A 19,944-nucleotide genomic window follows, 5' to 3' on the forward strand; every position below is an offset into this window, starting at 1 on the left:
TCCTTATTACATCCGAGGTAATTGAACGTATTCGTGCGATCGCTAAGATGGCAGTCATCTGCTTGCGGTATCAGCGCTTGAAAAAAGCATCGCATGGAGATACGCACATAGTGTCGTTCAATCAATGGAAAGGAGTTAGGAATGCATAGCTTTACACTTCACACAATCGACTCGGCGCCGGAAAAATCCAAACCAACATTGCATGCGCTGGAACAGAAGTTCGGCTTTTTGCCAAACGTGATGGCGACCATGGCAGGAAACCCCGTTCTGCTCAACGGGTTTGCCGGCAGCTTCGCAAGTTTTCATGGAGGAAGCCTTGATGAATGCGAGAAGCAGGTTCTGCTGCTCACCAACGCGGTCACGATCAAGTGCCCCTGGACCGTTGCGGCTCACTCCACGTTTGCGCTTGAGGACGGCATGAGGGAGTCGGACGTCAAGGCGATCCGCGAGGGAAGATTGCCTGACGACCCGAAGTACGCGGCGCTGTCCGGCATCACCCGGGCCCTGATCGAAAAGCGCGGCAATATAGCCGAGGAGGATATCGAAAGCTTCACTTCCGCGGGATATTCAGCGCTTCAGATCTTCGAGGTCATTACCAGCATTGGAGTGTCCACCATGGCCGCCACTACAACAAACATGGCGGGCACCCCGGTTGAAGAGCGCTTCAAGGCTCAGGCCTGGACGGCTGCCTGACGAAAAACGAACCGCCGCCGAGCGGAACAATTGCGCATGGTTCGGTTCGCGCCGAACCATGCGCGATGACTAGCGTCGCTGCAACCGCCGGCCCAACTGACTTGCTGCCTTAAGCGTATTCTTGAAGCGTATTCTTGAAGCGTATTCTTGAAGCGTATTCTTGAAGCGTATTCTTGTCCGGTGGATCGAAAAACCGCCAACGCTGGGCATGGTCTTATGCCAGCGCGGTCAACCACGAACAATCACCTGAATCCTGTCGCGAATGAGAGACCAATGAATTCCGTGCGCCTTAACACCAAACCGCCTGCCAGTGAGCTTGGTTTGCTGCTGCGCCAATGGCGCGACGTGCGCGGCCGAAGTCAGTTCGAGTTATCTCTTGATGCGGGCGTATCGCAACGGCATATCAGCTTTATCGAAAGCGGGCGCAGTGTTCCGAGCCGTCAGATGTTGATGGATATTGCCCAGGCGCTGGACGTTCCGCTTCGGGAACGCAATACATTATTGCTGGCGGCCGGCTACGCTCCCCTCTTTCAGGAAAGCGCTTGGGACGCGCTCGAGATGCAAAGCGTGACCAACGCACTCGGACGCATCTTGCGTCAGCATGAACCCTTTCCTGCGATGGTGATGGATCGCTACTGGAACGTGCTCATGACCAATGAATCTGCGCCGCGGTTCTTCAATTGTTTCATCGACATGTCCGCGCGCAAGAGCCCTCGCAACATGCTGCATCTCATGTTCGACCCGGCAGGCATGCGCCCATTCATTGCCAATTGGGAAGACGTGGCGAAAAGCCTGGTCCAGCGTGTTTATCGTGAATCCGTCGGACACGTCATTGATGATAAAACCCGGGAATTGCTTGGCGAACTGCTCGCTTATCCTGATGTGCAACCCGGCTGGAAATCCCCTCGGTCCGTGAGCGCCACGGATGCCACTCGCTCCCTGCCCGTCATACCCATGAGCTTCGTCAAAGATGACGAAGTGCTGAGTTATTTTTCCATGGTCACCACAGTGGGAACTCCGCAGACCGTCGCCGCACAGGAACTGCGTATTGAATGCCTGTTTCCTGCGGACGACGTCACGGAAACCCGACACATCGCAATGCTAGGCAAGGTTGCGGCAGAGTGAAGGAATCATGTTTGCCTTCTCAAGCGGGTTGATGCGGTCCCGCTTGCCGGAATAACCGATTGCCGGCCCCGGTTGAGCGCGAGACATCGGCCACGGCCAATCGAATTGCATCAATCAACGCCCGCGCCGCCGGGGAAGGTGTACCCTCCGCGCGAAGCGTCAAACCAATTTCACGCTGCGTGTTATGCAACTCGATGTCGAGGACCTTCAACTGCCCCGACTCGCATTCGTAAAATAGCTGCTGGGCGGACAGCGCCGCCAGCATGTCCGTCTGCGAGAGCAATCCGCGGATGACCGCGAGATCCGCCGTTTCCACTGTCGGCATGGGCGGCTTCAGCTTGACACGCTTGAACTGGGATTCGAAGAGACTCCGGGCCGGAGCGTGACTGCGCGGCAGAATCCATTGGGCGGCGCGAAGGTCTGCAATCCTGAGTCCGCTCTGATGCGCAAGCGGATGGTCACGACGCGCCAGCACCACCATATCCTCCAACATCAGCCGCTCGTTCTGCAGGCCGCTTGCTGCATCGTTGACGCGCAATGCGCCCAGGATGAAATCGACGTCTCCCGCGCGCACTCCCGCCACCAGCGTTTCATAAGCGCTTTCGTCAGTGATCACGCGCACGCCCGGATGCCGTGCGGTCATGCGAGCGATCGCGTTCGGAAGGATCAAGGTGCGGCCGAGCGGCAGCGCGCCGACCGTCACCGCGCCCTGGATATTGCCTTGCAACGCGGCAATATCGTCCCGGACATGACGCAACTCATTCAACGCGCGCCGCACATGCAGCAAGAAGGTTTCACCCTCTGTGGTCAGCAGGATGCCGCGCGGGCTGCGATGAAAAAGGCGCAAGCCCGACCCGCTTTCAAGTACGCGCACGGCGCTGCTCACGGCCGGCTGACTAATGCCAAAGGCATTGGCCGCGCTCGGCATATGCCGATGCCGCGCCAGCGCGACGAAAATCTGGAGGCGCCGCGTGTTTAGGAGATACGCTCGCAACGCCTCCGTTGGGGCACGCCGGCGCGACTGTTGCGCAGCACTCCACTGCGCCAGCTCCTCGAGCTCGGCCATGATCCGCTCGCAACGCTCGAGCACTGCACGGCCAGTGGGCGTAGGCAACATGCCAGAAGGCTTGCGCTCGAACAGGGGCTCGCCCAGCGCTGACTCAAGTTCCTGGATGGAACGCGTAATCGCGGACTGCGCTCGAAAAAGCGCGGCTGCGGCGCGCGTCGCGCTACCTGTCTCTGCGACGAGTTTGAATGCGCGCAGGTGAGCGAGGTTAAGCAGTTCTCCGTTGCTCACGAATGACATTGCGGTAAATAAAGCGGCATGCACGTGACGAGAATCAAGCGGCCCCCGCAATCAGATGAAATCTGGAGGAGGACAGATTAAGGCTCTCCTTCGATATGTACGTGTGCTCCTTCATGAGCGCCTCCACACGCGCACCTTCCCCGTTAAGCAGCGCACCCACAATAGCGTGATGTTGACGGTGCGCATACATGAGCATCAGGAACTGATGCTCTTTCGCGGAGTCATCGAACACGACCGTGGAAGGTGACACGAATGGGATCTTGTCGTTCAGGCTAAGCGCCGCGCTAATGGCGGAGTTCTGGGCGGCATCGACTATCAGTTCATGAAAATGGCTGTTCATGGCCGCATAGCGCGTCTCATCACCCTCGCTCAGGCGACCGGCGCCAAAGATGGCATCGCCCTCGCGCAGGCATTCCTGGAGCGATTTCTCGAGGCCGGCATCGACCTGCCGTTCAGCGACGGTACGGGCCGCGAGCCCTTCAAGGGCGCCACGCACGTCGATCGCATTCAGTACGTCCCGCACGCTAAAGCGCCGCACCACGTAGCCGCGCGCGCCGGAACGCTCCAGCAATGCCTCTGACGACAACACGCTCAGCGCATAACGCAGCGGCGTTCGAGACACACCGAGCCATTGCGCAATCTGTGCTTCGACAAGGCGATGCCCCGGCGCCAGTTCCCCGGACAGGATCTTTTCGCGCAGCGTTTGGACAATGGCCTGCTGGGTGGTTTCGTTCATGTCTGCCTGCTTTGTTTGCAAGAAGTATAGCGGCGCACAAGCCGTTGCGATCGCGTCGGCAAAGGCTGAATACGACCCCGCTTGCGACCTGGTTTTTTTGCCATCTGTTTTGTTTATTGGTTGTTTAGCCGAGACTTGGGAAAATGTAACCGCCCTTAGGACTTAGGATACCAAAAGCGCTTTATACAGCGGGCTTCCGGAGGCTTACATTTTTATTCCAAAGGCCGGTATAGCCAATACGTACGGTGCTAAGAGGCTATTTACGTGGTTAACCCGATGCTTTGACGAGCGTTCCACTGTTGATATCTTTGTATCCCAAGGGATCCCCGAGTGCATGAAGGGATCAAAACCAACTATTCAATCCACGCTTAAAAATAGACGGATTGAAGCAACACAAGGCTTGATCATGGCAAGGATCATTGGTGGGATTGGGACTTCGCATGTACCCACGATCGGCATGGCCTATGACAAGGGCAAACAAAACGACCCCGCATGGGCGCCGCTCTTCGAAGGCTATCAGCCGGTCGCGAAATGGCTCGCGCAACGCAAGCCTGACGTAATGGTGATGTTCTACAACGATCACGCCAACAGCTTCTTCTTCGACTGCTATCCGACCTTCGCGCTAGGGGTATCCGGGAATCACGAATTCGCCGATGAAGGCGCAGGAAAACGTCCGCTGCCGGATATCGCCGGTCACTCCGATCTCGCGATCCACGTTGCAGAGCAACTGGTTTCAGACGAGTTCGACCTCACGATCTTCCAGGACCGGCCGCTCGATCACGGCTGCAACTCGCCGCTGTCGCTGATGTTGCCGCACGCGGGCGGGTGGCCAATGGCGCTCGTACCGCTTGAAGTCAACGTCCTGCAATATCCGCTGCCGACCGCGAACCGCTGCTATCGGCTGGGCCAGGCGCTGCGTCGCGCCATCGAGTCCTATGAGCAGGATCTGGACGTCGTGGTGGTCGGCACCGGCGGCCTGTCACATCAGGTTCACGGCGAGCGCAGCGGCTTCAACAACACGGACTGGGACATGGAATTCCTCGACCTGATTGTCAACGACCCTCAGCAACTCGCAGCAATGAAGCATGTCGACTATGTACGCCTCGGTGGCGCCGAAAGCGTTGAAACCATCATGTGGCTCGCCATGCGCGGCGCACTGGGACCGGACGTCCGCGAGATCCATCGCAGCTATTACCTGGCGACCAGTACCGCGATGGCCGTCACCGTCTACGAAGACGAGGTGGCGCAATGAACCCGCAGTTGATTGGCATCGAGGAGTTGACCGGCACTTACCCGTTCGACATTCGACAAAGCGTCAAGGCAATGCGCCTGAATCGTTTCTTCTGGCAAATGCGCGAGCAACCGGCGCGAACGCGCTGGCTTGAAGACCGCGCGTTGGCGTATGACCTGGCGGGCTTGACCGAGGAAGAGAGAATGCTCGTCGATAACACCGACTGGCTTGGACTGATTCGCTACGGCGTGTGCTTCTTCGTGCTCGAAAAATTCGCGCGCGTGGTGAAGATCACGAACCTGGGTATGTACGCCAGCATGCGGGGGGAAACGCTCGAAGCATTTCTCAAGACACGCCAGGTGCCAGACGCAGTCTGATTTTTTTCAAATCCGATCAAACGTTTAAGCCGCCTCAAGCTTGCTTAGCGAGTTTGCGCAAGAACAGAACTCCGGGTCGATGGAACCCGGAGCAAGCACTTTTTTATCCGGAGACATGCATGAAACCTGTGGACTCAGTCGACATCAAGGCGTTTATCGACGCACGCAAGATGTCCCCGTACCAGTGGCTGGTACTTGGCTTATGTTTTCTGATCGTCACGATGGACGGACTGGACACCGCCGTCATGGGCTTCGTGGCGCCGGTCATCATGCATGACTGGAATGTCAGCCGTGCCGCGTTCGGCCCGGTCATGAGCGCAGCGATGGTCGGACTCGCCATTGGCGCGCTGGTCGCGGGACCCGCATCCGACCGGGTGGGAAGGAAGAAAGTCCTGATCGGCTCGGTGTTCTGCTTTGGCCTTTTCAGCCTGATGTGCGCATTCGCGGAGTCATCGACGCAACTCATGGTGCTGCGTTTCCTGACCGGCCTCGGACTCGGCGCCGCCATGCCGAACTCGACAACATTGCTCGCCGAATACGTTCCGTCGCGCAGCCGGTCGCTGCTCTTAACCATCATGTTCACCGGCTTCAACTTCGGGTCGGGAGCCGGCGGATTTGTGGCCGCCTCCCTCATTCCTCATTTTGGCTGGCGCGCCGTATTCATGTTCGGCGGGATCGTGCCGATCCTGAGCGTGCCACTTTTGCTTTGGCTCCTGCCCGAATCTGCCCGCCTGATGCTGGTGCGCAACCTCGGAATGGCGCGTATCGCAACGACGCTAGGGCGCGTGTGCGGCCACGTATTCGATCGTGAAGTACGGTTTACGGCGCCCGAGCCTACGGTGTCCGTCAAAGCGCCGGTGCGGATGTTATTCGCCGATGGCTACGCGCTCAGCACCCTCATGCTTTGGGTCACCTACTTCATGGGACTGCTGATCATCTACTTGCTCACGGGATGGCTGCCGACGCTGATCAAGGACGCAGGTCTTCCCGTGGAGCGGGCAGCGGCGATTACCGGAATGTTCCAGTTGGGCGGGACGGTGGGGGCGATTGTTGTCGGCTTTGCGATGGATCGCATGGATCGTAACGCGGTGATCGGCGCTGCGTATCTCCTGGGCGGAGTCTTCATCTTCGCGCTCGGAATGGGCACGCTCAAGTCAGCATTGCTGCCAGTCCTCGTAACATGCGCCGGTTTCTTCATGAGCGGCGCGCAGACGGGTCTTAATGCACTCGCACCTACCTGCTATCCCACCCGTGCGCGTGCGACCGGTGTGAGCTGGATGCTCGGGTTCGGCCGTCTCGGCGGGATACTGGGCTCGTTGGTCGGAGGCGCATTGCTGTCGCTCGGATTCAGCTTTTCGACCGTGTTCTCCGTACTCGCTGTTCCAGCAATCATTGCCGCGATCGCCATTGTCATGAACCGCCTTGCACTGCGGTTCATCACCAGCCCTGTGGCGGATGCCTGAACCAGACGGAACAAGTTGAATCCCGCACGCGTGCCTTCGCTGCGGTTGTACGTGTACCAAAACCAATTATTTAATCACGCGCTTTGAGGAGAAAGACATGAGCAACAATATCAGCGTAAGCGGTAAGCACATCGAAGGCGGTTTGACGTCGGGCATTACAGACAAACCTGGGCTGGCGGCAACGATCCGCGCGGGCATCATCGGGGGCGTAACCGGTGCGTTGATCATCTGGATTTACGAGGCTGTGGTTTGGGTCGGGGTGCAACACCTGATGCCCCTGGCGGGCATCCCTCGCAACGCTACCGGGCTCGTCTTCGGCAAGGAGGTACAGGAGGCCATAGGAATCTGGGCGTATATCGTGGGTACGGGCATCCATTTTATTTTCTCAATGGCATGGGGCATCCTGTTTGCCGCTATCTGGCCGTACTTCCGTCAACGCGGATACGAAGCGACGTTCGTGGCCTTGTTTTACGCCATATTGGCCTGGATCGTCATGCATGTGGCCATCATGATTGCCTCCACCAACCATCCGAACTACTACGATCCGGCAGTCATCATTGGCGGCTTCATGTCTCACTTCTGCTTTACCGTTCCGCTTGCCTTGGTCGTGAAAAAGCTGCTGACGCCTCAAATAGCCCAATGATGTAATCAAATCAAAATCTAAACCAAAGCGACGACAGGAGATGAAGTGAAATACTTCAAATATAAAAATATCGCATTACTAACCATTTCAACAGCAGGACTCGTCGCTTCAGGACAAGTTCATGCGCAGTCATCCTTGACCCTGTACGGCATTCTTGACGTTTTTGGGGGTTACCAATCCGCGAAGGTGGGTGGCAAAAGCACATCGCTTTATACGCTTGGCAACAACGGGGAACTCACGAGCCGCTGGGGCTTGCGGGGAACGGAGGATCTCGGCGGAGGTTACAAGACGACATTTGCGCTGGAAAGCGGTTTTGATCCTGGGACCGGAAAACAGCAGAATAGCTATCGCTTTTTCGACCGTCAGGCGTGGGTCGGCGTTTCAGCTCCCTACGGTGAAGTGAGGTTCGGCCGTCAGAATACGCCAATGTTCGGGTGGAGCGGAAATATGGACGCCTTCAGTGCGGCAACCTACGGCTCAGGCTATAACGACTTCGCGAACTGGCTCGCGCGAGTCGATAACGACATCAGCTACATCTCGCCAAAATTCGCCAACACGCAAGTCGAACTGCATTATTCGGTCGGTGGGCAGCCCGGGACATTGGCGGGCAATGCCGTGTACCAGGCGGGTGTGCAAACGACGCAAGGCCCGGTTTATTTCGCGGCGGCTTACCTGAATGCGGCCAACGCGACGAACTCCAACCGGGTTCAGGAGATCATGGCGGGGGGTAATGTCGACTATGGACATGGACGAGTCTATGTCGCATTTTTCCGGGCGAACGAAGTGATATCCGCGACCACCGGCAACGCGCTGAGCAATCCCGCCGGCAAATACGATCCGACAGTGGGCCCGGTAAGCAATGTCGCCGGCAATTATCACAATACCTGGTCGTTCTCCGCCGACTACAGGTTCAGCCCTTCTCTCAGCGCCGGAGCAGGATATGCCTTCATCACGGACAGCTCTTCTCTCGACAATCATGCCCGTCAGATGAGCGCCATCCTGAACTACGATGTGTCAAAGAGGACGCGCGTGTACGCCGTTGTATCGCGGTTGAACAACTACAACTCGGCCCAGTTCAAGATGACTGGAGCCAGCATCACGACAGGCTCGTTGCTTACACCCGATGGCGGTCAAAGCGAGACCGGCGTGCAATTCGGCATTCGCCACCTGTTCTGACGGCTCCGTTCGCCGCTGCGCGCCAAGCACCTTCACCGCTTGGCGCGCCCGCATGCCTGCCCGGGCCGGGTCATGACGTCCGGCCGCATCTTGCGAAAAGACAGTGTGACGCCGGAAAGCATTTTCCGGTTACCGCTATTTATTGCGGATAAACGCTCACCAGAAACTCACCGAATGTATCGAATACAGTCCTGTTTTCGAGCACTACGTCAACCGCAGGCAATTCGGTATTTTCCTCTTCGACGACCATGAAGCAGAACTCCGGCGCCGCCGACGAAAGCGCTGCCCGTGCGTCGGCCAGGTTCCGCTCCGCATCGAGAAGCAAGCTCGCCTCTTCCGCGGCCGGAGGCCGTGCAGACGAAGGCGGATTTTTGCGAATCATGTGTACGGTCAGCGTTGCTTCGTTGAGTAACGCGGGAGGCACCAGGTGGAACTCGCAAAGCGAGAGCGTTCCCCGTGTCTCTGCAATCTCCAGCAAAAATTGCATGCCCTCATAGGCCGCTGTATATCGTTTCGCCTCACCTGCCGCCGTGAAGCCGCTTTTCGTAAAGTGGTTCTTGAATTCGGCGACCGCCGTGCTTCTGGCCTGGACGACGGCTGCGTTCAGCCGCTCGGCGAATTGCCTTTGCAAAGGCCCGACCTGAGCCTTCAATTTTGCGATTTCTTTAACGGTTCGAAGATCCATCATTTTCCTCTTTGGGTTGCCGGGCGGGGCATACCGTTCTCACGAAAGCATGGCTTGCAACGGCTCCGGCAGGCCGATCCGGACGAGCAGGTTGCCGAAGGCGCAATGCTCGGCGCCCGCGCTCGCATGAACGGCAAACCCGACGAAACGTGGCGGCAATTTAGTCGAATGGACGAACGAACACATCGCGCCTGGTTGGGTCGGAGACAAATGCAAACAGCGACATGCCGGCAGGTTTGGCTTTCAGGTCGCCGCTGATGGCGGTATGTACGCTCTTGAAGGTCTTGGCGACAGCATCGCTCAATCCTTTTGTGCCAGCGAGGATCGGCGCACGCGCACAATAATCCCGGACAAATGTATTTCCCGACGCTTGCAACAGGGAAACCATGACTTCAAAGTCAGTGCCATGTATGCGATGGCTTACAACCAACTTCCCTTCTCCGTGCCCGGCTAGCAACTCTTCAACGATCTGGCGGTTCATATCTACGGACTTCTCCTTTGGCCGTCATACAGCGACGCTGCAAGACCGGCACCCGCGACTGATACCGGCGCAGTGGGTGCCTTCTTTAGGGGAACACAAATCGGGCGAACAAAGGTAATTCTTTTCAAAGACCTTATTCTTGCATTAATCAGCGCTTGGTCATGCGCTAGTCACTGAAGCGGCAAAACGCGCCGGTTCCTGCGTTTCGAGGGCACTTTAAGTGCGAAAACACGCAAAAGAACGCGAATGGGTCTATCTCGTGTCGCGCTTGGAAACCGTCGCGCGAACTCGCTTCCAGTCGCGTGTGCCAGAACAGGCCGCGCCTATATCAAGCTTGAGTGACATTGCGAACGCTCGCAACCCGAATTCGATATATCACTTGACGAACCCTCATGCTCGTTTATTGCCAGCTCTTGATAGAATCAGTTCGGTCAATGGTTGTTTAACGATTGATCACACCATTGGAGTTCAATTTGGCAACTTACGAAGTCGATTTTTTTTATAGCTCGGCCGAAGCGCCGGAGACTTACAACCAGCACATGACTCACCATACGGTCTCCGGAGTGCCGGACTATCTTCTTGGTGAAGCGGCAGTGGCGCATATCACCGCCCGCTTGCTGCATGACAACCCTGGCTTCAGGCGGATCCGCAACCTGAAAATCCTGAACACCGGGGTTTCGCCGAATACAAGCAAGCAGACCGGTGAGTGAAGCGGCTTAAGGCCTGCCGTAAGCGAGGGTCAAATCCGAATTTGGGTCGTTCCTGGAATTGATGATCGAGCGCTCCGCCGCTGACTGATGGGTTCGTGAAGCGGGTTAATGAAGCGGGGTTAAACAAGCTACTCGATCAAGCCGATTAATCTGGCGCTCTTGCTTCAACTGCCCAATCACACTCCCGCCAAGCGGGCGCACCGATCAAGCCACGCAAGGTCAGGGCTTGCATGCGACTGTCTTAGCATGATGGCTTACCAGGCGAGACGTGTGCCCATGTCCGAATACCTGTCGAATCAAAAGCTGCGCCGGTTCGCCTCGATCATGGCGCTCGCGGTCGCCCTCACCCTCGTCGGCGTCAAGGCCTGGGCGTGGCTTGCGACCGGCTCGATCTCGTTACTCACATCCGCGGCCGACGGCCTGGTCGATGTCGTCGCATCCCTCGTCACCTTCCTGGGCGTCCGGTACGCCGGTCGCCCTGTCGACCGGGGTCATCGGTATGGACATGGCAAAGCGGAAGCCGTGGCCGCGCTGGTGCAGGCGTTGTTGCTAACAGGCGCGGCCGTGGGACTCGGGATTGAATCGGTCCAGCGTCTGATCGTCCCGCAACCGCTCACGGACATGGGCTTCGGCTTGTGGGTGATCATTGCCAGCCTGATTGCGGCAAGCGGGCTCGTCGCATTGCAAACCTATGTCGTCAAGCGCACGGGGTCCACGGCAATCGCGGCGGACCGCGCGCATTACGTCACCGACGTTGCGGTGAATATTGCCGTGCTGGTCGCGCTTGCCCTTGAACGATTCCTTGCGTGGAGCCGGGCTGACGCAATAGGTGCACTGGCCATTTCCTGCTACATGTTATGGAATGCGCGGGACATGGCTTCGGATGCATTAAATCAGCTACTCGATCGGGAACTCGATACCTCCGAGCGTGAACGGATCCGGTCCGCAGTGCTCGGTTGTGAAGGTGTTCAGGGGGTGCATGACATCCGTACCCGCAACGGTGGCGACCGTGTGTTCGTGGAGTTCCATGTCGAGGTGGATGGCGCCATGTCCGTTGAACAGGGCCACGACATTGGAGATCACGCGGAAGACGCCGTGAGATCGATATTCCTGGTGGCAGATGTGGTTGCTCATCTGGAGCCCGCGGGTATCGATGATCGGCGCCTGGACGATTTGGTCAAGTGATCACGCCACTTGAGCGCCCCTGACAAAGGTCAGACCGTCGCGACCGGGCTGACAGGCGAACCGACTGCGCGCGGCAATCGCAAGGGCGGCGCCGTCAATAGAAAACGATTCCGCCCGTTTGCCGCTAGCCAGTCCGCCAACGGACTCAGCAGCCACAACTCGCCGAGATAGACACCCAAACGGAACAGGCAGAGATCATGCAAAGGATGTGACGCATGGAAATGCGTGGCAGCCGGACGTGCCGGCAACATTTCCACGGCGGCGTTGTCAGCAATCAAGGCGACAACACCTGAATCGACGATCCATTGCTGCAGTTCCGCGTCCCGCCCATCGAGCGCCGCGAAGTGCGCATTCAGCCAATCCATGTCGGGCTGACCCGCCATCTCTAACAATGCCTCGTCAGTGCCGGTGCGCAGGCACACCATATCGCCCCTCTCGACCACAACATCCTGCGCCGTCATAGCCGCCTGCAACTCACGGTAGCCGATCGCGATCTTTTGCGTGCCGAACTGACGCTTCAGGTCAATCATGACGCCACGGCCCTGCACGCCTGACGCCGCCATGTTCTCGATACCCAGGCGATACGCGCCGGGCGCACGGCTGACGGCTTGCTCTTCGCCATGCCGGAAGTCGATCGGGCCGATCACATCCTCGCCGGCGCGATAGCCATTGTAGAAAGCCATCTCCGGCTTGCCTGTTCCAGACAGATCGAACCACTGCCCCATATGTGCAAGGCTGTCCCACTGCGTGGAATACTGCAGCGCCATATGCACGGTGTCGTCGCAAATCACATCGAGCAGGCCGGGCGTGTCGCGCGAGAGCGGATAGGTCATGTTGGGCTTGTCGCCGCGCATGGTCGGGATGACCTGCGGGGGATGGCGTCGGCCGTTCAACGCGACACCGCCGGGATAGTCCAGCGGCAAGCTCAGACAAAAATTGCGGCCCGTCTTGACTTCGCTTGCGCCCTCCAGCACTTTCGCGGGCGTCAGCAAGTTCAAGCGGCCCAATTGATCGTCGGGGCCGAAGTCGCCCCAGTTCGAATGCTCGGGGCGCTGTATCCATCGACGGGCTGTGTCGCTCATGATGCTCTCCTGTCGATCAATGCGCAGCGTTGCCGGCCGTCAGCTCGTCGCTCCCCGCCCGTTCGCGAAACGCTGCCGCCTCCGTGTCATCGGCAAGGTCCTTTGGCATCCAGCGTGCAGTGTTGAAGACACTGATAGCGATGACGATCAGCGCGCCCCCGGCGATGAAAGAGGCCATCCCGAACTTGAGCCCCATCGACGGAGTCACCAGCGCGATCACATACGGAGCAATCACACTGATGGAGGTCATTGCGTAGCTGATGCCAATTCCGGTCGCCCGTCCTTTCACCGGGAAACGGCGTGCCTGGTACAAAGGCAGGATACCGAACAAACCGTTCGCGAACATGCCCATGCAGAACGCGCCCACGCCCATCAGGAAGTGACTGGAGACGAGTGTATAGAGCGCTGTGGTGGGAATGACGATTGTCAGGAAGATGACAATCGTACCGCGCTCGCCGATCCTGCTCGCGGCATAACCGGATAAAGGCTTGCCGATTACGGAGCCGACCGAGTAGGCAATGATGAACGGAAAGATCGTGCCCGAGTCGAGATGATGAACTGTAAGCAGGAACGTGGGATAAAGCACCTGCACAGCCCAGAGCATGAAGTTCAGCCCGGCCGAGAAGGCCCAGGCCTGCGCGACAGCGGGATTGAAGATGAAGGTTCCAGATCCATTCCCCGCTTTTTTGCTCCGCCGCTGTTCCTTCCAGTCCTCAGACTCCTTCACATTGCGCCGCAAGAACAGCGTCAACAATGCGGGCGCAATGCCCAGGAAGAACATCCAGCGCCAGCCGAGCACCGGGAACAGGAAGTGAAATGCGAGCGCGGCCAGCATGTAACCGAATTCGTAACCCGCGACCATGATGCCGGACGCAAGCGGCCGAATTTTCTCCGGCACTGTTTCCATCAGGAGCGAAACGGATGCGGTCCACTCGCCGCCAAACCCCATTCCGAACAGGATGCGCATGACCATGAAGGATGCGTAGCTCCACGCGAGGCCACTCAGTCCCGACGCGCAGGAGAACCACAACACGGCCGCCATGAAGGCAAGCTTGCGGCCATAGCGGTCAGCGGCAAATCCCCAGCCGATCGTTCCCGCGATCTTCGCGAACCCCGTGGCGGTCACCACCAGCGCCATCTGCGGCAAGCCGACATTGAACACCTTGCCGAGATGCGGGATCAGGAACAGCAGGATGGTGAAATCGAATGCGTCGAGCGCCCATCCTGCGGTCGCCGCGAAGATGATATGCCAATGCTTCCTGAGCAAGCCGGCGTGACTGTTCATGGTCTGTCTCCTTCAACGGCAGCGCGCAACAGGGCATGCCGATCGTGTATCGGCATGGTGGCGTCTCCGCTTTTATGGGTTGCGGGATTTCGAATCGAATTCGATAGAAGGCGCTTGCCTGCTACGTGCCCCGTCCGAAGTCCGCTGCCAGCTTGCGAGCGCCGTTCGCAAGAATCAGGATGTCGATACCGGTTGCGACGAACGTACAACCCAGCTCGAGGTAGTGCCGCGCCAACGCGGGATCGGATGTAAGCGTCCCGGCCGCTTTGCCCGATGCAATGATCTTCCTGATCGCACCATCTATTGCTGCCTGTACTTCGGGGTGACCGGCTTTACCGCGATAGCCCATAGAAGCCGCCAGGTCAGCCGGCCCGATGAAAACGCCATCGATGCCATCCACTCCGCAGATTGCATCCAGGTTCGACAACGCTGTGGCCGTTTCCGCCTGCACCAATAAACAGATTTCGTCATCGGCAACATCGAGATAATCTTTCCGGCTGCTCCAGCGTGATGCACGGCCGACCGCACTGCCCACTCCGCGAATCCCATGCGGCGGATAACGAACGGCGGACACCATCAAGCGAGCCTGCTCCTCGGTATCGATCATCGGCACAAGCAGGTTGCGCACGCCGATATCAAGCAGCCGTTTGATTAGCGCCACATCGCCGTTGACCGGCCGTACCACCGCTTCTCCACGATAAGGCGCGAGCGCCTGCAGTTGCGACAAGGTCGTGCGTACATCATTGGGTGCATGCTCGTTATCGATCAGCAGCCAGTCGAAGCCGGCGGTCGCGCTGACTTCGGCGAGGTAGGGATCGGCCATCGACAGCCAGAAACCAATTTGCGCTTCCTTGTTCGCGAGCGCCGCCTTGAAACGGTTAGGCGCGGGCGTTTGCGTTGTTCCGCTCATGATTCTCCAACTCCATGGGAGGGGTTTCAAATTCGATGGGTTCGACTCTACCCAGCAGGAAAAGATAATTGATGATGGCGAGAACGATCAGGGCCGCCGAGAACACCAGCGCCGCGACGAACGATCCGGTCGCGCCGACGATCGCGCCGGTCACGATCGGGCCGACAACACCACCCATATTCGATACCGAGTTCTGCACGCCGGCCACCATCGACACCATGTTCTTCGGCGCGACATCGGCCGGCAAGGCCCAGACTTGCGACGCGGCGACCGTCATGCCCGACTTGGCGATGCACAACAGCACGACCGCCATGACGGCCGAGTGCGCGAACGCGGCCAGGCCGATACTCGATGCCATCACGAGCCCGACGATCAGGAACAGCTTGCGGGTGGCGGTCAACGACAGGCGGCCCGAACTGTAGACCCGGTCGGAGGCCCAGCCCGCGAGCACCTCGGTGAACATCGAGATCAGCAAAGGCAGCGACGCCATGATGCCCATCTCCATCAAGCCCATGCCCCGCTCCTTAACCAGATACGTGGGCAGCCAGGTGATGAAGAAATACGAGTTGTAGTTGATCATGAAAAACCCGATGCACATTGCCCAGATATTTCGATGTGCGAACAACTTTCGCCACGGTACGGTATTGCGCTTGCTGTCAGCCGCATTGAGCTCAAGGCCCTCACGGATATGCGCGAGTTCCGCGGCATTGACGCGCGGGTGGTCACCCGGCGAATCCCTGAACACGAATCGCCAGATGACGCACCACACGATACCCAGCGCGCCCGTGATCGCAAACGTCACTTTCCAGTCAAACACGGCAAGCATGACGGCGATCAGCGGCAGCGCAACGGCGCCACCGAGTTTCGAGCCGCTGTCAAAGATACCGGCAACGGTCGCGCGTTCATTGCGCGGAAACCAGCGCGAAGCAATACCTGCGTTGCTCGGATAAGCGCCGGCTTCGCCGACACCCAGCATCACCCGCAGGGCGACCAGCGATTTGAAGCCCGTTGCAAAGCCGGTGACCGCGGTCGCGAGCGACCACCAGAAGACCGCTAGGCCCAGTATCTTCTTCTGACCGAAGCGGTCCGCAAGCATGCCAGCCGGGAGTTGCAGCAGCGCATACGACCAGAAGAAGGCGGACATCACGACGCCCATCTCCACGGCGCTCAGGTGAAAGTCCGACTGGATCCGGGGCGCCGCTGCGGACAACACCGTTCGATCGATGTAGTTGATCGCGATCGCCGCCCACATCATGCCGGCCACGATCCAGCGTATTCGTGTGGGTCGTGGCGCTTGCTGCGCGAGAGTCATCTCTTGTCTCCGTTCTTGTTATCGGGCGGTCTAGCTGACGATACCCATATGCCAGGGCACGAACTCATGATCGCCCAGACCCAGCAATTCGCTTTTCGTGCGCTGCCCGGAAGCGGCCTGGAGGATATGGTCGAAGATGTCCTGCCCCATCTCCTGCACGGAGCGCTCGCCATCGATCACGAGACCGCAATTGATATCCATGTCCTCCTGCAGACGCGTGAACATCGGCGTGTTGCTCGCGAGCTTGATCGTCGGGGCGGGTTTCGAGCCGAACATGGAACCACGCCCGGTCGTGAAGCAGATCATGTTTGCGCCGCTGGCAATCTGGCCGGTCACCGCCACCGGATCGTACCCGGGGGAATCCATGAACACGAAGCCCGGCTGGTCGATCGGTTCTGCATATTCATAGACCGCTTGCAAGGGCGTGGTGCCGCCTTTCATCGCGGAGCCCAGGGACTTTTCAAAAATATTCGCCAGCCCGCCCTGCTGGTTGCCCGGTCCGACGACGCCATTGAACTGACCGTTATGGCCGCGTGTGTAGCGCTCCCACCAGGCGAGCCGATCGAGTAATTTCTGACCGACTTCAGGCGTCACCGCGCGCCGCGTCAGCATGTATTCGACGCCGTGGATTTCCGGCGTCTCGGACAGGATCGCCGTGCCGCCATGTCGCACCAGGATATCCATCGCAGCGCCAAGCGCGGGATTGGCGGTGATACCGGAGAAGCCGTCGGAGCCGCCGCACTCCAGGCCGATCTTCAGGTGACTCGCGCTCACCCTCTGCCGTTCGATACAGTTCGCCACCGGCAGCATGCTCTGGATCGCCGCGATCCCCGCCTCGATCGTTGCGCGCGTACCGCCGCTGTCCTGCATCACCAGCGTGCGCATTGACTCGTTAGTCCCGAGACCCTGCGAACTCACGAGCTCGGATACCTGATTGCGTTCACAGCCGAGTCCCACGATCAGCACGCCGGCGAGATTAGGGTGGCGCGCGTAACCGGCGATGGTCCGGCGCAGCACGTCGAAATGCTCGCTAGGCGAAGACATTCCGCACCCGCTGGTCTGCGCAAACGCGACCACGCCATCCACGTTCGGATAGGCGGCAAGCCGCTCGGGCGTGAACCACGCGGCGATATTCTTGATGACCGTAGACGAGCAATTCACCGACGCAAGGATGCCGATGAAATTACGGGTAGCGACGCGTCCATCGGGACGCACGATGCCCATGAACGTCGCACGTTCAGCTTGCGGCACGTAATCGACCGGACGCACATCGAGGCCGAAACCGGGGTCGCGTTCGAAATCGATCAGTTCAATGTTATGCGTATGCACATGGTCGCCGGCCTCGATGTCCCGCGCGGCGCGACCGATCACCGTGTCATATTTGCGAATCGTGTCACCGCGTGCGATAGCCTTCGCCGCTATCTTGTGGCCCGCCGGGACCTGGGCGCGAATTCGCACCACGATGTCCCCCAGCTGGACCTGGCGGCCGAGCGACAAAGCCTCGCGGGCGATCAGCACGTTGTCCGCACCGTTGAGGCGGATCAAGGGGGCCATGGCGGCATCGATGGCCTGCGGCATGAGCAAGTCTCCTGCAATCACATTGTGTCTCGTGGGGTATCACGGCAACGGCCGGCGTTGACGCCTTGAAACGAGGAGGAAACTGATCCCAACCTGCTTCATCGTTGTGTTACCGCTTCATGTTACCGGTTTATGTAACCGGTAACATTGAGTGCATAGTAATATGCTTCCCGCTGCATGAATGTTCGCGTTTTCCCTAATCAACGTTAATTCAACTCTCATATCGTTGTCGATGACCAAGCCGAAAACGGATAGGACCGCGGGAATGGCCGGAATTTTCGAAGACGCTGCCCTTCCCGCCGCGATCGACCGCCCCGCCTCGCGCCGGGCACGGAAAACGACGGGGCGTGTGACGCTGAGCGATCTGGCTGCGCTGATCGGTGTCACGAAAGTGACCGTATCGCGTGCGTTGAACACCCCTGAACTCGTGTCGGTGAATACGCTGGAGCGCGTGCGCGCAGTTGTGCAACAGACGGGCTATACGCCCGACCTCGTCGCCGGGTCGCTGGCATCGAATCGCAGCCGCCTGATCGTCGCGCTGATCCCGGCCATGGCCGGAAGCGTTTTCCAGGAGACCGTCGAGGCGCTGACCACCGAACTCGCCGCAAATGGCTATCAGTTGCTGATTGGTCAAAGCGGCTACGACGAATCCCGCGAGGACGCGTTGATCGACGCCATCCTCGGACGGCGCCCTGCCGGGATCGTGCTGACCGGTGTCATGCACTCCCGGGAAGCACGGCAGAAACTGCGTGAGTCGGGCGTTCCCGTGGTGGAGACCTGGGATATCACACGGGAGCCGATTGACATGCTGGTGGGTTTTTCCCACGAAAAAGTGGGCAAGGCGGCAGCGCTGCACTTGCTCGCGCAAGGCGTCACCCGGGCCGCGGTGATTGCGCCGGGCGACCGCCGGGCCCAGGTTCGAACACAAGCCTTCGTCAAGGCATTTGCCAAAGGCTCGGCCATCGAGATCCCGGTTGTCACCATCCCCTCGCCCGCGAATCTAGGCGATGGGCGGCGTGGGCTGGCGGGTCTGCTGAACGAAAATGCCCCTATGGAAGCAGTATTCTGCGGCGCGGATATCCTCGCGCTCGGTGCGCTGATCGAAGCACGCGCGCGCGGCCTGGATATTCCCCGGCAGTTGCGGGTCATCGGTTATGGCGACATGAATTTCGCGAAAGATACAGACCCGCCGCTGACCACGATCCGGATTGACGGAACGCGTATCGGCAAACTGGCTGCATCGTTGCTGGTCGAGCGGATAAGGGACGGCGAAGTTGACCGGCGCGTAGTCGACGTGGGTTTCAAGCTGATCGAGCGCGAATCCAGTTGAGTCGCTGTTGATGGTGATGCCACTACGTACGCGGCGCACGGAAACGATTACACATAGTGCTCGGAAAACAAAGTCTCGAGCGGATAAGCATTCTTCACGATCGGCGACTTGATCATGACGTAGCTGGAGTACTTTTCAATACCAATGTTCCGCGCGAGCAAGTCTTCAATCAGGCTCTGATAGTGCCCGACGCTGCGTGTGACAAACTTGAGCAAGTAGTCGTAGCCGCCGCTCGCGAGATGGCATTCGACAATCTCGTCCACCTCGCGAATGGCCGCGACAAACCTGGCGGAATCCTCACGCCGGTGATCGGCGAGCGTGACCTGCGTGAACACGCTCTGGACGTCACCCATTTTTTCCAGCAGGATCTGCGCGGCATAGCCTGCGATATAACCGGCACTCTCAAGGCGCTTCACGCGAATCAGGCAAGGACTGGGAGAAAGACCGACAGCATCGGCAAGCTCGACATTCGTGATGCGGCCTTGCGTCTGCAAACGAGAGAGAATTCTCAGGTCGATCCGGTCCAACTTGAAGTGTGTACTCATCAAAACGTCTCCCCAATTGATTGGCCGAGCGAAGCGCGACGGCTTTCGCAAATTAACGATCAATTTTTTAACAATCGATAAGGCCTGTTGG

The 19,944-nt window shown here is 58.8% G+C and carries 20 protein-coding genes; 10 read left to right on the forward strand and 10 right to left on the reverse strand.

Annotated features, from left to right (window positions below; all coding sequences use genetic code 11):
* Positions 1–198 precede the first annotated feature (198 nt).
* Both ACSOSP_RS31500 and ACSOSP_RS31505 read left to right on the forward strand, forming a co-directional pair.
* Complete coding sequence (locus tag ACSOSP_RS31500) at positions 199–693, forward strand: carboxymuconolactone decarboxylase family protein (RefSeq protein ID WP_455314581.1); 495 nt, start codon at positions 199–201, stop codon at positions 691–693.
* Between the two features lie 273 nt (positions 694–966).
* Positions 967–1,818: a helix-turn-helix domain-containing protein gene (locus ACSOSP_RS31505; RefSeq protein ID WP_455314582.1), complete on the forward strand. Its 852-nt coding sequence runs from the start codon at positions 967–969 to the stop codon at positions 1,816–1,818.
* 19 nt (positions 1,819–1,837) lie between these two features.
* Here ACSOSP_RS31505 and ACSOSP_RS31510 read toward each other — a convergent pair whose 3' ends face one another.
* Both ACSOSP_RS31510 and ACSOSP_RS31515 read right to left on the reverse strand, forming a co-directional pair.
* The gene (locus ACSOSP_RS31510; RefSeq protein ID WP_455314583.1) at positions 1,838–3,115 is read right to left on the reverse strand and encodes a LysR family transcriptional regulator; all 1,278 of its coding nucleotides are present in this window, start codon (positions 3,113–3,115) and stop codon (positions 1,838–1,840) included.
* 43 nt (positions 3,116–3,158) lie between these two features.
* Positions 3,159–3,860: a GntR family transcriptional regulator gene (locus tag ACSOSP_RS31515; protein ID WP_455314584.1), complete on the reverse strand. Its 702-nt coding sequence runs from the start codon at positions 3,858–3,860 to the stop codon at positions 3,159–3,161.
* Positions 3,861–4,266: 406 nt separating this feature from the next.
* Between ACSOSP_RS31515 and ACSOSP_RS31520 the strand changes: the two genes are divergently transcribed.
* The 5 genes from ACSOSP_RS31520 (at position 4,267) to ACSOSP_RS31540 (ending at position 8,750) form a co-directional block, all read left to right on the forward strand.
* Positions 4,267–5,112, forward strand: coding sequence for a gallate dioxygenase (locus ACSOSP_RS31520; RefSeq protein WP_455314585.1), 846 nt, complete (start codon positions 4,267–4,269; stop codon positions 5,110–5,112).
* Positions 5,109–5,468, forward strand: a complete 360-nt coding sequence (locus ACSOSP_RS31525) for a protocatechuate 3,4-dioxygenase (RefSeq protein ID WP_455314586.1) — start codon at positions 5,109–5,111, stop codon at positions 5,466–5,468. The genes ACSOSP_RS31520 and ACSOSP_RS31525 overlap by 4 nt, the downstream gene beginning before the upstream one ends.
* Before the next feature lie 119 nt (positions 5,469–5,587).
* Positions 5,588–6,931 (forward strand): MFS transporter, encoded by a 1,344-nt coding sequence (locus ACSOSP_RS31530; protein ID WP_455314587.1) that lies wholly within the window; start codon positions 5,588–5,590, stop codon positions 6,929–6,931.
* Between the two features lie 97 nt (positions 6,932–7,028).
* Positions 7,029–7,574 (forward strand): hypothetical protein, encoded by a 546-nt coding sequence (locus ACSOSP_RS31535; protein WP_455314588.1) that lies wholly within the window; start codon positions 7,029–7,031, stop codon positions 7,572–7,574.
* Between the two features lie 45 nt (positions 7,575–7,619).
* A complete protein-coding gene (locus tag ACSOSP_RS31540; protein WP_455314589.1) occupies positions 7,620–8,750 on the forward strand; it encodes a porin in 1,131 nt (376 codons plus the stop codon).
* Positions 8,751–8,889: 139 nt separating this feature from the next.
* On the opposite strand, the gene ACSOSP_RS31545 is transcribed toward ACSOSP_RS31540, so the two are convergent.
* Positions 8,890–9,438, reverse strand: a complete 549-nt coding sequence (locus tag ACSOSP_RS31545; RefSeq protein ID WP_455314590.1) for a hypothetical protein — start codon at positions 9,436–9,438, stop codon at positions 8,890–8,892.
* Positions 9,439–9,595: 157 nt separating this feature from the next.
* Positions 9,596–9,916: a hypothetical protein gene (locus tag ACSOSP_RS31550; RefSeq protein ID WP_455314591.1), complete on the reverse strand. Its 321-nt coding sequence runs from the start codon at positions 9,914–9,916 to the stop codon at positions 9,596–9,598.
* A gap of 473 nt (positions 9,917–10,389) precedes the next feature.
* Here ACSOSP_RS31550 and ACSOSP_RS31555 point away from each other — a divergent pair, with 473 nt between their 5' ends.
* Positions 10,390–10,626, forward strand: a complete 237-nt coding sequence (locus ACSOSP_RS31555; protein ID WP_455314592.1) for a hypothetical protein — start codon at positions 10,390–10,392, stop codon at positions 10,624–10,626.
* A gap of 276 nt (positions 10,627–10,902) precedes the next feature.
* The gene (locus ACSOSP_RS31560) at positions 10,903–11,811 is read left to right on the forward strand and encodes a cation diffusion facilitator family transporter (protein ID WP_455314593.1); all 909 of its coding nucleotides are present in this window, start codon (positions 10,903–10,905) and stop codon (positions 11,809–11,811) included.
* A 29-nt stretch (positions 11,812–11,840) separates the two neighbouring features.
* On the opposite strand, the gene ACSOSP_RS31565 is transcribed toward ACSOSP_RS31560, so the two are convergent.
* From ACSOSP_RS31565 to ACSOSP_RS31585, 5 genes are all read right to left on the reverse strand, one after another.
* Entirely contained in the window at positions 11,841–12,893 is a 1,053-nt protein-coding gene (locus ACSOSP_RS31565) for a cyclase family protein (protein WP_455314594.1), read from the reverse strand.
* 16 nt (positions 12,894–12,909) lie between these two features.
* The gene (locus ACSOSP_RS31570) at positions 12,910–14,178 is read right to left on the reverse strand and encodes an MFS transporter (protein WP_455314595.1); all 1,269 of its coding nucleotides are present in this window, start codon (positions 14,176–14,178) and stop codon (positions 12,910–12,912) included.
* 121 nt (positions 14,179–14,299) lie between these two features.
* Entirely contained in the window at positions 14,300–15,088 is a 789-nt protein-coding gene (gene hpaI / locus ACSOSP_RS31575; RefSeq protein ID WP_455314596.1) for a 4-hydroxy-2-oxoheptanedioate aldolase, read from the reverse strand.
* The gene (locus tag ACSOSP_RS31580) at positions 15,057–16,400 is read right to left on the reverse strand and encodes an MFS transporter (RefSeq protein WP_455314597.1); all 1,344 of its coding nucleotides are present in this window, start codon (positions 16,398–16,400) and stop codon (positions 15,057–15,059) included. The genes hpaI and ACSOSP_RS31580 overlap by 32 nt, the downstream gene beginning before the upstream one ends.
* Before the next feature lie 30 nt (positions 16,401–16,430).
* On the reverse strand, positions 16,431–17,978 hold the full coding sequence (locus ACSOSP_RS31585) for a UxaA family hydrolase (RefSeq protein WP_455314598.1): 1,548 nt from the start codon (positions 17,976–17,978) through the stop codon (positions 16,431–16,433).
* A gap of 265 nt (positions 17,979–18,243) precedes the next feature.
* Between ACSOSP_RS31585 and ACSOSP_RS31590 the strand changes: the two genes are divergently transcribed.
* On the forward strand, positions 18,244–19,308 hold the full coding sequence (locus ACSOSP_RS31590; protein ID WP_455314599.1) for a LacI family DNA-binding transcriptional regulator: 1,065 nt from the start codon (positions 18,244–18,246) through the stop codon (positions 19,306–19,308).
* A 47-nt stretch (positions 19,309–19,355) separates the two neighbouring features.
* Here the strand turns inward: ACSOSP_RS31590 and ACSOSP_RS31595 are convergent, their stop codons facing one another.
* Positions 19,356–19,853, reverse strand: coding sequence for an Lrp/AsnC family transcriptional regulator (locus ACSOSP_RS31595; protein WP_455314600.1), 498 nt, complete (start codon positions 19,851–19,853; stop codon positions 19,356–19,358).
* Positions 19,854–19,944: the final 91 nt, after the last annotated feature.

The organism is Caballeronia sp. KNU42, assembly GCF_053760385.1.

Bases quoted from the DNA above. Each gene is read 5' to 3' on its own strand.
- ACSOSP_RS31545 (WP_455314590.1), bottom strand. From the start codon at position 9,438: ATGATGGATCTTCGAACCGTTAAAGAAATCGCAAAATTGAAGGCTCAG.
- ACSOSP_RS31590 (WP_455314599.1), top strand. From the start codon at position 18,244: ATGGCCGGAATTTTCGAAGACGCTGCCCTTCCCGCCGCGATCGACCGC.
- ACSOSP_RS31580 (WP_455314597.1), bottom strand. From the start codon at position 16,400: ATGACTCTCGCGCAGCAAGCGCCACGACCCACACGAATACGCTGGATC.
- ACSOSP_RS31520 (WP_455314585.1), top strand. From the start codon at position 4,267: ATGGCAAGGATCATTGGTGGGATTGGGACTTCGCATGTACCCACGATC.
- ACSOSP_RS31585 (WP_455314598.1), bottom strand. From the start codon at position 17,978: ATGCCGCAGGCCATCGATGCCGCCATGGCCCCCTTGATCCGCCTCAAC.
- ACSOSP_RS31550 (WP_455314591.1), bottom strand. From the start codon at position 9,916: ATGAACCGCCAGATCGTTGAAGAGTTGCTAGCCGGGCACGGAGAAGGG.
- ACSOSP_RS31525 (WP_455314586.1), top strand. From the start codon at position 5,109: ATGAACCCGCAGTTGATTGGCATCGAGGAGTTGACCGGCACTTACCCG.
- ACSOSP_RS31560 (WP_455314593.1), top strand. From the start codon at position 10,903: ATGTCCGAATACCTGTCGAATCAAAAGCTGCGCCGGTTCGCCTCGATC.
- ACSOSP_RS31570 (WP_455314595.1), bottom strand. From the start codon at position 14,178: ATGAACAGTCACGCCGGCTTGCTCAGGAAGCATTGGCATATCATCTTC.
- ACSOSP_RS31515 (WP_455314584.1), bottom strand. From the start codon at position 3,860: ATGAACGAAACCACCCAGCAGGCCATTGTCCAAACGCTGCGCGAAAAG.
- hpaI (WP_455314596.1), bottom strand. From the start codon at position 15,088: ATGAGCGGAACAACGCAAACGCCCGCGCCTAACCGTTTCAAGGCGGCG.
- ACSOSP_RS31595 (WP_455314600.1), bottom strand. From the start codon at position 19,853: ATGAGTACACACTTCAAGTTGGACCGGATCGACCTGAGAATTCTCTCT.
- ACSOSP_RS31565 (WP_455314594.1), bottom strand. From the start codon at position 12,893: ATGAGCGACACAGCCCGTCGATGGATACAGCGCCCCGAGCATTCGAAC.
- ACSOSP_RS31535 (WP_455314588.1), top strand. From the start codon at position 7,029: ATGAGCAACAATATCAGCGTAAGCGGTAAGCACATCGAAGGCGGTTTG.
- ACSOSP_RS31505 (WP_455314582.1), top strand. From the start codon at position 967: ATGAATTCCGTGCGCCTTAACACCAAACCGCCTGCCAGTGAGCTTGGT.
- ACSOSP_RS31530 (WP_455314587.1), top strand. From the start codon at position 5,588: ATGAAACCTGTGGACTCAGTCGACATCAAGGCGTTTATCGACGCACGC.